The organism is Xenococcus sp. PCC 7305 (genome assembly GCF_000332055.1).
In the GTDB taxonomy this organism is placed as follows: Bacteria; Cyanobacteriota; Cyanobacteriia; order Cyanobacteriales; family Xenococcaceae; genus Xenococcus.
The window spans coordinates 1-12,871 of the sequence record NZ_ALVZ01000069.1 but is presented as its reverse complement, the minus strand read 5'-3'; the positions used below and the strand labels follow the sequence as shown (position 1 = coordinate 12,871).

At 40.3% G+C, this 12,871-nt stretch carries 13 protein-coding genes; 6 read left to right on the top strand and 7 right to left on the bottom strand.

Translation table 11 applies throughout. The features are described from left to right. Positions 1 to 123: 123 nt before the first annotated feature. The 3 genes from murI to XEN7305_RS02030 all read right to left on the bottom strand — a co-directional run bounded on the left by murI (position 124) and on the right by XEN7305_RS02030 (position 3,635). Positions 124 to 963, bottom strand: a complete 840-nt coding sequence (gene murI, locus XEN7305_RS02040) for a glutamate racemase (RefSeq protein ID WP_006507664.1) — start codon at positions 961 to 963, stop codon at positions 124 to 126. Positions 964 to 1,027: 64 nt separating this feature from the next. After that, a complete protein-coding gene (locus XEN7305_RS02035) occupies positions 1,028 to 2,926 on the bottom strand; it encodes an N-acetylmuramoyl-L-alanine amidase (RefSeq protein WP_006507663.1) in 1,899 nt (632 codons plus the stop codon). A gap of 157 nt (positions 2,927 to 3,083) precedes the next feature. Then, positions 3,084 to 3,635 carry a gamma-glutamylcyclotransferase gene (locus XEN7305_RS02030; RefSeq protein WP_006507662.1) on the bottom strand — a complete coding sequence of 184 codons (552 nt, stop codon included), beginning with the start codon at positions 3,633 to 3,635 and terminating at the stop codon, positions 3,084 to 3,086. A gap of 188 nt (positions 3,636 to 3,823) precedes the next feature. On the opposite strand from XEN7305_RS02030, the gene XEN7305_RS02025 reads away from it, so the two are divergent. The 3 genes from XEN7305_RS02025 to XEN7305_RS02015 are packed head-to-tail and all read left to right on the top strand — an operon-like array spanning position 3,824 to position 6,184. After that, the gene (locus tag XEN7305_RS02025; RefSeq protein WP_006507661.1) at positions 3,824 to 4,192 is read left to right on the top strand and encodes a VOC family protein; all 369 of its coding nucleotides are present in this window, start codon (positions 3,824 to 3,826) and stop codon (positions 4,190 to 4,192) included. Positions 4,193 to 4,216: 24 nt separating this feature from the next. Further along, the gene (locus tag XEN7305_RS02020; protein ID WP_006507660.1) at positions 4,217 to 4,696 is read left to right on the top strand and encodes an MEKHLA domain-containing protein; all 480 of its coding nucleotides are present in this window, start codon (positions 4,217 to 4,219) and stop codon (positions 4,694 to 4,696) included. A 12-nt stretch (positions 4,697 to 4,708) separates the two neighbouring features. Beyond that, positions 4,709 to 6,184: a hypothetical protein gene (locus tag XEN7305_RS02015; protein WP_006507659.1), complete on the top strand. Its 1,476-nt coding sequence runs from the start codon at positions 4,709 to 4,711 to the stop codon at positions 6,182 to 6,184. 25 nt (positions 6,185 to 6,209) lie between these two features. Here the strand turns inward: XEN7305_RS02015 and XEN7305_RS02010 are convergent, their stop codons facing one another. Next, on the bottom strand, positions 6,210 to 7,268 hold the full coding sequence (locus tag XEN7305_RS02010; RefSeq protein WP_006507658.1) for a TIGR00341 family protein: 1,059 nt from the start codon (positions 7,266 to 7,268) through the stop codon (positions 6,210 to 6,212). 280 nt (positions 7,269 to 7,548) lie between these two features. After that, a complete protein-coding gene (locus XEN7305_RS02005) occupies positions 7,549 to 8,601 on the bottom strand; it encodes a TIGR00341 family protein (protein WP_006507656.1) in 1,053 nt (350 codons plus the stop codon). Between the two features lie 264 nt (positions 8,602 to 8,865). Here XEN7305_RS02005 and XEN7305_RS02000 point away from each other — a divergent pair, with 264 nt between their 5' ends. Beyond that, positions 8,866 to 10,671, top strand: coding sequence for a mechanosensitive ion channel family protein (locus XEN7305_RS02000; protein WP_006507655.1), 1,806 nt, complete (start codon positions 8,866 to 8,868; stop codon positions 10,669 to 10,671). Positions 10,672 to 10,870: 199 nt separating this feature from the next. Here the strand turns inward: XEN7305_RS02000 and XEN7305_RS29250 are convergent, their stop codons facing one another. Next, positions 10,871 to 11,023, bottom strand: coding sequence for a hypothetical protein (locus XEN7305_RS29250; protein ID WP_006507654.1), 153 nt, complete (start codon positions 11,021 to 11,023; stop codon positions 10,871 to 10,873). Between the two features lie 318 nt (positions 11,024 to 11,341). On the opposite strand from XEN7305_RS29250, the gene XEN7305_RS01995 reads away from it, so the two are divergent. Together XEN7305_RS01995 and crcB (XEN7305_RS01990) are read left to right on the top strand one after the other, a co-directional pair. Beyond that, positions 11,342 to 11,770: a universal stress protein gene (locus tag XEN7305_RS01995; RefSeq protein WP_006507653.1), complete on the top strand. Its 429-nt coding sequence runs from the start codon at positions 11,342 to 11,344 to the stop codon at positions 11,768 to 11,770. Between the two features lie 54 nt (positions 11,771 to 11,824). Beyond that, positions 11,825 to 12,205 carry a fluoride efflux transporter CrcB gene (gene crcB / locus XEN7305_RS01990; RefSeq protein ID WP_006507652.1) on the top strand — a complete coding sequence of 127 codons (381 nt, stop codon included), beginning with the start codon at positions 11,825 to 11,827 and terminating at the stop codon, positions 12,203 to 12,205. 12 nt (positions 12,206 to 12,217) lie between these two features. On the opposite strand, the gene crcB (XEN7305_RS01985) is transcribed toward crcB (XEN7305_RS01990), so the two are convergent. Then, positions 12,218 to 12,628 (bottom strand): fluoride efflux transporter CrcB, encoded by a 411-nt coding sequence (gene crcB, locus XEN7305_RS01985; RefSeq protein ID WP_006507651.1) that lies wholly within the window; start codon positions 12,626 to 12,628, stop codon positions 12,218 to 12,220. Positions 12,629 to 12,871: the final 243 nt, after the last annotated feature.

The window sequence follows — 12,871 nt, the reverse complement described above, 5'->3', positions numbered from 1 at the left end:
CCTTGCGCCACCTACCCCTAACCCCTTCCTACAGGAAGGGGAACAATATAGTCTCTCCTTTCAGGAGAGATTTAGAGAGGTTCGGCGCGGGGTCGGGACCCTTTGGGTAGAGCTCCGCAAGCGTTAATTTTCAATTCTCAATTCCTGCTCCCTAACTTCCACGGGAATATGTAGTTTATGACAACGAACCTGGGGAATATAACCTAACCATTGTCGAGATAACTGGGCAAAATCCCCAGAAGAACCACTAACATAGAAGCGTGTTGCCAAAGCTGGTTGATTATTTTTGATTCCCATTAACTCCAGTTCTTTTTCCGCTGCCATGACTATATATTCTGCCGGATCAACAATTTTGACAGCAGAAGGCAAAATTACGCGAAAGATATGCTCCAAATGGCGATAATGGGTACATCCATAAATTAGAGTATCAATTTTCTGTTCCAGAAGGGGTTGTAAATATTCTTGGGCAACTTGCCTAGTATAAGGAGAATGCAGTTGATTTTGCTCAATTAACATTACAAACTCAGGACAACCTACCTGCCAAACTTCGGTCGTGGGATCGACCTCCTGAATTGCCTGGCGGTAGGCATTGCTAGCAGCAGTAGCCGGTGTGGCAATCACCCCAATTCTTTTTCCTAATCGAACCGCAGCTCTGGCGCCAGGAAGAATCAACCCTAATAGGGGAATATCATATTCCTTTTGTAAAATCTCTAAGGCCAGGGCCGAACTCGTATTACAGGCCATGATGATCATCTTGACATCTTGGGTCAGCATCCAATCGATGATTTCTCGGACAAACTGTAGGATTTCGGCTTGAGATCTGGTTCCGTAGGGCAATCTGGCTGTATCACCAAAATAGAGGATGGACTCTTGAGGAAGTCGGCGATACATTTGCTTTAAGACGGTCAGTCCGCCAACACCACTGTCAAATAGGCCAATTCTGCGATTTTTGGTTGCTGCCATTGATTATATTGAATTATTATCTATAAGGGTTATTTAAAGGATAGTATATATACTCAGCCTAGACCTAAATTTTCTTTTCTCTAATATACTGCACAATTCCCTGCGCGATCGCTTTAGCCATTTTTTGACGATGGGCGGCAGTTTTTAGGCGAGCCGAATCCTCTGCTCCAGTGAGAAAACCTACTTCTACTAGAGTTGCTGGCATTTTGGAATGTCTGAGGACATAAAATCTTGCTCGACGCACATTGCGATTTCTAATATTGACCCCATTGAGAACATTCCAGTGAATTACTTCGGCTAGACGACGACCATTTTGATAATAATAGGTTTCGAGTCCATTGACATCGGGACGGGAAAGATTAATTGCATTGGCATGAATACTGACAAATAAGTCCGCATTAATCTTGTTCGCAAAATCAGTCCGGCCTTGCAAACTCACAAAATAATCGCGGTCTCTGGTCATTCTGACTTCGATCCCCTGTTTTTTTAATTCTGCTGCCACATCTAGGGCAATGGGTAAGATCACATTTTTTTCTTGAACTCCCCCAATCCCAATGGTTCCAGGATCTTTTCCCCCATGACCCGGATCGATGACTACTAAGGGTCGGGAGTTGCGAGGCACATTACTTGGTTGTTGAACTAGAGGACTAGTTGTGCGATCAACTACGGTTCGAGTAGGAACCCGAATGGGTAGGGCGATGAGATTGTTGGTTTGTTGAACGGCATTGCCCAAACTGGCACCCAACTTCGTGGTGACCACAAAAACCACATCCGCACCTTCTTGTCTGACCCGTAGCTGAGTAATCGAACTTCCTGCTTTTAATTTTGGATTGGGGAAAGGCTCGATTAATTTAGAATTGGGAACCGTAATCTCATAAATACCATTGCGAATAAATTTTGTTTGGGGAGTGATTCCGCGATCGCTACGGATGATTAAACGACTATTATCATGGGCTACCGCGATCGCGGTTATCGTGGTCTGATTATTTGCACTGTTGCGGGAGGAATTAGTTGACGTATTCCTGGGTGTATTTCTGACAACGGGACTGGACTCATTGGTAACGGGGAGCTCTCCTCTAGGAACCAGGATTAAACCGCCAATGCGGCTGAAAGTAGCGATCCAATTAGGACTATTGGACGCTAGCTGGAGCGTAATACGTGCTGAAGAATTGGAGGTTTGGGTAAAATCGATTGATTCAACTCCATACTGTCCAGGAGAGAGCGATTGCGAAACTAAATCCTCGGGCAAGGTCACATCTTCTAAATCGAAAGTAATCCTATTGCCATTTCGTTTTGAGTTAACTCGATTACTGCGATCGCCAGGTATGTCAATGAAGAAACCATGACTAGTTGCTTTAACGTAGGGAGAGCTGGAACTAGAGCTATTGGTGACTCGATTGATGCTCCCGGAGGTGTTGTCAGGTTGTGGTGTGGGAGCAATGGGACGAGAGTTGTTTGTCGAGTTGTTTGTCGGATTAAGAGGTCGTATAGGAGTACGATTTCGGTTGAGACCTCTATTGTTAACGCGACGATTATTATCAGAATCAAGCGAATTGTCAGCTGTTGTAGTGGGGGCAATTCGGGGATTGGGAATCTTGATCGTCCATCTTTTATCATCTTTATTTTTTAGCTTGACCCGATCTAAATCGATGTTGTAGCCAGGGGCCAGTTCGATGACTAAGCTCACCGTATCTTCAGAAGACTGACCAACACGAAAACCTCTAACCGAACCCAGATATTTTTCCCTAACCGTCGTGCGACCTAAAGTCGTTCCTGGGAGTTCGATTACTAAACGAGTAGGATTCTCTACGAGCTTAATTTGGGGTTCGACATCTTCATCTGTCGTAAATGTTAAACGATTATTCTGAGAGGCGAAATCCCAAGACATTAATTTCCCAGCATTTGCTGGCAAGCCACAAAGCAAAAACCCTAAAATGCCTGATAACAACCAGTGTAACTTCACAGTAAGTTATTTCCTCCCAGAAATTAAGCTAACGACCCTTAGTTATTTTTGCGTTTAACTGTGATCGAGTTCCATCATATACGCTTCATCTACTAATCGACAGGGACGAAAGGAAAAGTATTTAGGTTTCTTGTTGTTTTGTTTTAGTGACTATGCCCTATGCTTTCATTTGTAGTTTCTGTATATGGTTAAATAACTTCCAGTAATATTCCTTGGATAAACCACAAGTAACAGCACCTCGTAGTACAACCTGAGCATACCATTCATTAGGTGCTATTTCCTGCTCTAATTTGTTAACCACTACATAGGTGCGAACTTGATGAAAATGTTGATCTTCCCGCTTCACCCTGATCAATTCTCGTTTATAACCGTTTTGGGGAACCTCTTCTCTTTCATCTAAGCGATCGCTCAAACGCCAAGGCAATTTGTATAATACTCCTTCCACAGAATTCTTCGGGTCTGGCACAATATCTAAAACACCACAATTACGGAGTCTTGAGCGGCGATAAAAACCCAGACGATAACCTTCTAAAATAGCCTTTCCCACTACATAATCCTTTGTGTCTTCAAGAAGAGATCTTTTTAGGTCTACAGGACACATACAAGATCCATAGGCAAAATAGTAAAAATCAGCTTTCTTTTTGTCTTCCTCGGCTATTCCAGAGATGTTATCTACCGAAACGAGGGACTTTTTTTGCCGATGGCTCATGATTCACTTAAAAATATATTGAGGTTCTTAAAATTAAGTCTACAAGGCTTGCTTATCAGATACTTCTATAGACCCCCAATTATAAAAAATAAGACTGTTTAAATGTAAGCATTTGTAATTTAACTTAACTGAGTTGACCGCGGCATATAATAGGTAACCAATAATACCGAATAAGTAATAAGTCAAAAATGCAAATTAGAAAATGTCTTCACACATCTATTTTGGTATCAGACTTGCAGCAAGCAAAAACTTTTTATGGCGATATTTTGAACTTGCCCCAATCTACGCTGCGTAATTTAAACTTTCCTGGCCTTTGGTATCAATTAGGAGATTATCAAATTCATATTATTGAAGATCAAAAATTTATCAATCAAAATTGTATTAATCCTGAAAAATGGGGCAGAAACCCCCATTTAGCCCTAGCAGTCGATGATTTAGCCATGGTAGAAGCAAAATTACACAATAATGGCTATGCTATCCAAAAAAGTTTTTCGGGACGTCAAGCTTTATTTACGAAGGATCGTGATGGCAATATTATAGAGCTTGTGCAAACTTAAATTATGCAAAATTAACTATAAATAATGTCTCATGCCCTTTGGATGCAATCTCAAATTATCGATTGGAGTCAAATTTTACTAGATAGTTTTAATCATTTTCTTGGCTACCAATTAATCTCCAGAGATGCTACTAAAGAAGACCAAGCCCAAGTTCTTTTTGAGTCTCCATTTGTCGTGGTTTCCCATGGTACTCAAGAAGACCCAATCCTGAATTATGGTAATCAAATAGCCCTAGAATTATGGTCGATGACCTGGGAGGAACTAACCCAAACTCCTTCGAGGATCACAGCCGAGCCAGTGAATAGAGAAACAAGAAAAGCAATGCTCCAGCAAGCAGCTCAACAGGGTTATATAGATAATTACACTGGGGTGAGAATCTCCAGTACAGGAACCAGATTTGCGATTGAAAAAGCAATTATTTGGAATCTCGTGAATAGTTCAGGTCATAAATGCGGGCAAGCAGCTACTTTCGCCCATTGGACTGTCTTAGAAAATTTAAACTAATAATTTAATTAAATGAAAGTGCAAACTATAGACAAAATATCGATCGCGTCAATTGTAATGTTTAGTTTTCTGATTGCTTCTTTGGTCTGGGCGACCAATACTTGTGGGACTAACTGTCCTTTGCAAGTCAAACCTCAAGTAAGTAACTTTAGCTGGCAAGATAAAAGTATTGGCGGAGAAGATCGCTCATTTTTGCTAACTTTCAATCGGCCTATGGATCACGATAGTATTGAGGCCAACTTGGTTATCGAACCTCCTTTACCAGGGAGAATCAGCTGGTCAGGCAATAAACTTGCCTATACTCTAAACCAACCAGCACCCTATGGCGAAAACTATCGCATTTTTATCGAAGATGGACAACAACAATTTACGGGAAGCGAGGAATTAGGAGCTAAGATACAGCCATTTTTTGGTCAATTTCATAGTCGCGATCGCGCTTTTGCCTATATTGGTAACCAAGAAGGAGAAACCGGCAGATTAATTCTCTACAATTGGACTCAACAACAAAAAACGATTTTGACTCCGCCCGATCTGGTGGTTTTTGATTTTGAAGCCTATCCTCAAGGCGATCGCATTCTCTTCTCCGCAGCGAAGCCAGAAGATAAGTTAGATAGCATTCGCAAATTACAGCTATATACAGTTACGACCCAACTCAATCAGGAATTAACCGCCGATTCCAAATCTGAGATTGAATTAATCTTAGACAATCAAGAATACCAAAATAATAAATTCGACCTTTCTCAAGATGGTCAGACCATTATTGTTCAGCGTATTAACCGCCAAAACCCTGCTGAATTTGGACTTTGGAAAATTACCGCTGATAAGATAGCGCAACCTCTGGAAAACTCCCAAGGAGGAGATTTTTTATTAACCCCTGACAGCCAAGCCCTGGCGATCGCTCAGGGAGAAGGTATTGCTCTTTTGCCGCTAACTCCTAATGCCCAACCCCTAGATTTTTTGCCTAAATTTGGCAGAGTGATTAGTTTCTCTAGTGATGGCCGGGCCGCAGCGATGATTAACTACAATACTGACAATGCCGAATTGCGTTATACCAGTTCTCTTTTCTACGTCAATAACCAAGGAATTGAGAAAGAATTAGTGAATCTTGAAGGCTCGATTATTGACTGTCAGTTTAACCCAACAGCAACCCATCTTTACTGTTTGCTGACGGAATTACGTTCTGAGCCAGAATTTTATGAACAACCCTATTTGGCAGAAATCGACCTCAAAACAAATGAAATTATCCCTTTGCTCGCTTTACCGAAATACCAAGACAGTCAGATTAGTGTTGCCCCCGATGGTTTAGGAGTCTTATTTGATCAGGTATTAACTACTAATTTAGAAACAACCTCAGAGCCCTCGGAAAATGAGTCGGCAGACGTGATTAATAGTCGGATGTGGCTGCTAATTCCTCCTTCGGAGCAAACTGCTACTCATCAAGTAGAGCAATTACCTCTGATTGGATTTAATCCTCAATGGCTTCCTTAAGGTAAAAATAGACAATTTTAAGTTATTATCTCTCATCTTGAACAGGAGTGGGAGCAGCGACTTCATAGTCAATAATTTCAACGGGGAACACCCTAATTTTGAGATGGACAGGCTTGCCAATTTTCTCTGAGATAAAATTCTGGACATATTGCAGTCTTGCTGTAGAGTCAACTTCATTAAGTTGTCGCGGTTTTTGGATGACATTAATTAACACTAAAACATGCTCTCCTTCGAGCTCCACATCTACAGAAGTAATTAGGCTTTTTATCTCGCTGGACTGATTGCGACTAAATTCATTTAAGGCGTAACGAACACGATTTTCGGCAATCATTTCTTGGAAAGAGTAATTCAATGGTAGGGAAATAGCAATCATGCTGCTCATTAAGACAAGCAATGAGCCGATCGCTTTTTGGAAACTACCATAGGATTGCCAAAGAAAAATCACATCGGCACTGATAATAATTCCAACTAGGTTAGTTAAAAAAAGTACAAAAGCCCCTTCTGAAAGATGAACATCGCGAGTTGCCAAACCAATCCCCACCACACAGAGGGGAGGAACTAATGCCACTGATATTGCCACGCCTGGAATTGCATCAGAAACACTGCGGCGGATTTTGGCAAAAGCGCCAGCTACTCCAGCCGCGATCGCGATACCCAAATCTAATAAGGTCGGCTCAGTACGAGCTAGAATCTCGGAGCCAGGAATCTTAAACCCAATAATCTCAGTAGCGGCAAAGGCGATCAAGACAGTTAGTAAGATACCAAAAGTGAGTCGCACCAGGGAATAACTAACAAGACGAAAATCTAGGATTACTAGGGAATAAGCAAGACTGATAATCGGCACCATCAATGGGGCAATAATCATGGCTCCAATAATGGTAGCGGCACTATTGGATAGTAAACCAAAGGTCGAAATGGCAGCTGCTAAAGCAAGTAAGATGAAAAAATTAGGCTCTAGAATCTCTTGAAAAAAGCCCTTAGACAAATCTTCCTCAGAGCGGAGCTTTTCTTCATGGGTTGCTCGTAAATAATTAAAGCGATTCCATTCACGCTTAAGAAAAGCAATTATTTTGGGTAAATCCATATAATTTAAGATGCAATCAATCAAAGATGTGATTCAATACTTCTCGCTTAGGGAAATAGGGATGTAGGGAATTAGGGAAATCTAGCTATTATTATTCCCTAAACCCCTAAAACCCCAAATCCCGAATCGTTAGGTTTTTAAAGTCAATCTTTAAACGAGAAGTATTGAGATGTGATTTCTCCGTCATTCTACTCAAGCTTTTTCCTCGCGACGATAGCAATAATCTTCGATTTTTTTTAACAATTTACCCGCTTGATCAACTCCCTCTAAGTATATGAAGTTAATTATTTTCTGTCCCAGGCGCGACAACTTCATAGTCAATAATCTCAACTGGTAACAATCTAATTTTGAGATGTACAGGTTTACCAACTTTCTCCGCCAGAAATTGTTGAATAAACTTAAGTCTTTTTTGAGGATCAACCTCATTCAATCTTTTGGGCTCTCGGATGATACCCACCACCACTAAAAGTTTGTCGTTTTCCAGCTTTACCTCAACAGAAGAAATAAACCCTTTCACATTAGTTCCATAAATGCGTTCATATTCCGACAAAGCATGACGAACTCGATTTTCAGCAATCATTTTCTGGAAAGATAAATGCAAGGGGAAAGAAATCGCAATCATGCTGATTGTTAAGAACAGCAAGGGCCGAATCGCTTTTTGCCAGCTACCATAGGATTGCCAGAGAAAAATCACATCAGCGCTAATAATAATTCCCACCAGGTTGGTTAAAAAAAGTACAAAAGCCCCTGTTGCCATGTCAAAATCACTAGTTGCTAACCCAATACCCACAACGCATAGGGGAGGAACCAAAGCTACCGAGATTGCTACTCCGGGAATGGCATCGGAAACACTGCGGCGAATTTTGGCAAAAGCGCCAGCTACTCCTGCTGCGATCGCAATACCCAAATCTAGTAGAGTAGGCTCAGCCCTAGCTAAAATCTCTGAGCCAGGAATCTTAAAGCCGATTATCTCAGTAGCCAAAAATGCGATTAATATAGTCAAAAAAATCCCGAAAGTAAGTCGCACCAGAGAATAGCTAATCAGACGAAAATTGAAGACAATTAAGGAATAGGCAAGACTCATAATCGGAATCATTAATGGCGCAATAATCATCGCCCCAATAATGGTGGCAGCGCTATTGGAGAGTAACCCAAAAGTTGCAATGGCCGTGGCTAAAGCAAGTAAAATCGAGAAATTAGATCCCAAAATCTCCTGAAAAAAGCCATTAGTCAGCTCTTCTTCGGAACTAAGCTTTTCTTCATTCGTTATTCGCAGGTAATTAAAGCGATGCCACTCCTGTTTTATAAAAGCAATTATTTTGGATAAGGGCATAATGCTGGCGTCTTGATGGGCAATTGATCGCAGATGCTATGTTTCTAGTATTTCACAAGCGAGATTACATCTAATTACAAAATAAGCTAAATAATTGATAATTTTTTTTGCTAGAATTTGCAATTGGCGATCGCCAATTGCCTTTAGACCAACAGAATACGTTTAGATAAAGTTTACATTTGGGCTCAGATGATCAAATATCTTCAAGAAAAAAATGTCGAAATAACTTTATGATGAGGCTTAAGAAATTTTTCTGGCGAGAACATGAAAAATATTAAAGCTTTTTTATTCAACTCTATTTTAACTATTATTGTTATTTGTTCCCTCACCGTCGTCATGACAGCTCAGGGTAATGCGCAAGAGACGCCAATTCTAGAATATAACTCCAGGCAACAAGAGTTAGTAATTAGCCAAGCTCCAAACGATCAGGAACAAACCGACACCGATCAACAAAATTCCCCAGAAGAAAAGGAACAAGATTCCGAAGAAAAATCAGACGAAGAAGTAGTCGAAGCTTCTGTCTTACTGGATGGACAAGCCATTTTTACGTTCAAAGCTAGTTTAGGGGAGTTCTCCCCAGAACAACGAGCTAAAAACACGGCTAATAATTTGGAAAAAGTTGCCCAAGATACTTCTATTCTCATCGATTCTCTCAGGTTGGATAACTTGGAGGGCTTACAGGTCATTCAAGCAAAGGATCTACTGATCACGGGGTTTGGGCAGGCAGATGCAGAAGTAGCAGACTTATCCCTTTCTGAATTGGGTAAACAACGTCTCTCTCAAATTCAAGAAGCCATTAGTCAATATCGCGAAGCAAGAACCCAAGAATCTGTTGTCAGAGATTTATTCAAGGCTCTAGGCTCCACTATTGCGACAATTTTCCTCATTTTCACTTTAAACCGCATCTTACCATCTTTATTTCAGCGCTTTCAGACCTGGCAACAGCAACGAGTTAGTTCCATCAATATTCAAGGTTTGCAGTTTCTCTCTAGTAGCCAGATTAATCAGACTCTGGGCACAGTCTATAAAATAATTCGTTTTTTCCTAATTCTATTTATCTTATATCTTTATATTCCATTTTTATTAAGCTGCTTTCCTTGGACCAGAGCGATTGGCATTCAACTTCTAGATACCTTTTGGAATTCAGTTAATTTAATTTTTGGTGGATTATTTGGTTATTTACCCAATTTAATAATTATTGGGCTCATCATTTTTCTCTCCTATTATGCAATTGAATTCTGTCGGTTTTTCTTTAAAGCAATTCGCAGAGGCAGAATCAAAATTAGAGGCTTTTACTCCGAATGGGCGGAACCAACAGCCAAGATTGTTCAGTTTCTGATCATTGCTTTGGCCGGTATTCTCATCTTTCCTTATTTACCTGCTTCCGATTCTCCTGGATTCCAGGGCGTATCAGTTTTTATCGGGGCGTTAATTACTTTGGGGTCTACCACTGTAATTGGAAATTTCATCAGTGGCATTTTCCTTATTTATACTAGAGCTTTCCAATTGGGAGATATTATTCAAGCCAACGGACAAAAAGGTCGAGTTGTGGAAAAAACTATTCTCTCGACTAGAATTATCACTCCAGACAATGAAATGATTACAATTCCGAATGCTAGTTTATTTGTCAGCGATATTACTAATTACTCTTCAGTGATTCGCGATACTAAACAGCCTTTGATTGTGAAAACTACGATTACCCTTGGTTATGATGTGCCTTGGCGCAAAGTTTATCAAGTTTTGGTTGACGCCGCCAAATCAACAGAAGGAATTACCCAAGATCCAGAACCATTTGTTTGGCAAACCAGTTTGGATGATTTTTATGTTAGTTATGCCTTGAAAGCCTACACCATGGAACCAGAAAAAATGGGGGCTATCTATTCTCAACTCCACCAAAATATTCAAGATAAATGTAATGAAGCTGATATTGAAATTCTTTCTCCTCATTACTCAGCAGTGCGAGATGGTCATCAAACTACGATCCCTGCTGATTATCTGCCGGAAGATTATAAAGCGCCAGGATTTCGAATGGAATCTCTTAAGAAGTTCTTTCCGCCGCAATCTTCTTAAGTAAAGGGAACAGGGGACAGTTGCAATACTTTTCGTTTAAAGATTGAATTTAAAAACCTAACGATTTGGGGTTTTAGGGGTTTGGGGAATAATAATAGCTAGATTTCCCTAGTTCCCTACATCCCTATTTCCCTAAGCTAGTTCCCTACATCCCTATTTCCCTAAGCGAGAAGTGTTGGGAACAGTTGGGCAATAAATACTATTCTTCGGTCTCTTCTTCCGGTTCTTGCTCTTGATAGCCGAGTCCAGAACAAAAAGAACAAGTTTCTGTCCTTTGAATTTCCCCAGCACAATCTCGAATATTTGTATAGCCTTTTCCTTCACAATGATTACAAGCTTGTTTTTGAGTCATTTATTTAAAGTTGTGATTTTACTAATTACTTCCAACTAAAATTATGGTGGAAAAGTCACCATATTCCCCTTAATTAATTAATAGATGAACCGACTGTAGTGAGCTTTAGTTTATACATGAGCTGTATGCTGACGACATATTATAATATTTATTGTAATTCTAAAGTAACTATTCCGCAGCATCCCTTAAGACTTCTCACCATTTCGGATCTACCAAACAGGCTTCTAAGATAAATTGGATTTTAATGATTGCATTATTATTGTTGCAGACATGTTGAATTAGTGGAATGGGGTTGTCGTGGTGCCGTTCTCCAAAATTATGATTGCAGTGGAAAAACCGCCTTTAGCCTTTAAGGTGGCCGATACTGGTTTTGCTCTGGCTAAAGCTCTAAACGCTCAAGTTTTACTGATGCATATCAATCCGCCTGCTCTTTTGTATAGTCCAGATTCTGGGACATCTCCAGACCAAATTAAATATCAAATGAACCGAGAAGCAGAAAACTTTTTGCAGAAACTTGTCAAATTATACGGAGACAATCTGGAAGTATCATCATTTATTTTGGAGGGCAATACGGAGCATGAGATTATCAAAGCCATTAATGATATTAAGCCTGATATTTTAATTCTGGGGACTCATGGCAAGAAAGCTTGGCAAGAACTTTTACTGGGCAGTGTGTCAGAAGATATTATCCGACATTCTACCTGTCCTGTTATGTTAATTCGAGAATCGCCAACGGACCCCATTTAATTTTTTGAGAATTGTACAATTTATTTCTAGCTATGTATTTCAGTTGATTAGCTGATGATTTCGATTCCAATTGCAATTAGTTTGGGGGCAATACTTGGAGCCTTAAGTCGTTACTATGTCACCTTGTTCTGGATTGAGAAACGAGGTCGAGCATTTCCCCATGGAACTTTGTTTGTGAATATCACAGGTGCTTTTTTGATTGGTTTCATGTCAATCTTAGCAACCAGATATGATTTTCCCCTCGCGATGCAAAAACTGATAATAGTCGGATTTTTCGGATCCTATACAACCTTTTCTAGTTATATTTTGGATTCAGCAATTTTATTTCGACGCCACGATAATGTAACGGGATTTATCTATTGGTTAGGAAGTCCTGTTTTAGGATTTATTGCCATAGAGTTAGGTATTTGGATTGCTCGCACAATGGGTTCTTAATTTATCCTGCGATTAATTTTTTTTTGGCTGAGCAAAGTTAGCTAATAATACACCACAGCGAAAGCATAGCAGTCCGAGTAAGGGACTACCAATCCAGTAGACTAAATCTCTTTGTAAATTCTTCAGCTCTAGTAAATTAGCAGTATCTAGTTCATAGGAAGAAAAAGTAGTATAAGCTCCCAAAAATCCTGTTGTCATTAACAGCACAAGATCAGGACTTACGGCCAATCTTGACGTCGTAATGGTTGTGATAAATCCCATTAAAAGACAACCACTAAGATTCACCATAAATGTCCCCATCGGAAAAATGATATCTGCCGACTGCGTGATCCACAAACCCAAATAATATCGGCACAAAGAGCCTGCGATCGCACCTAAGCTAATCGCCACAGAAGCTCGGACGCTGCTAGAATTTTTGAACATTTAACCTTAAATCAAAAAAAGCCTAGAAATTAAATCGAAGGCAGAAGAATGAAGGCAGAAGGCAGAAGGTAACTGGCATAGTGGGAGAATTAGACTCACCACTATGCCCTGTTCTACTTAAAGAAGTGGAGGAATTCAACCTAAAGGGATAAGTTAGAAGTAGTTTTATCCTTCTGCCCTCTCTCTTGGTGAGCGTTCCCTTGCGCCTGACGGCGGCGCGGGGTCTCACCGCTGCCCTCTGCC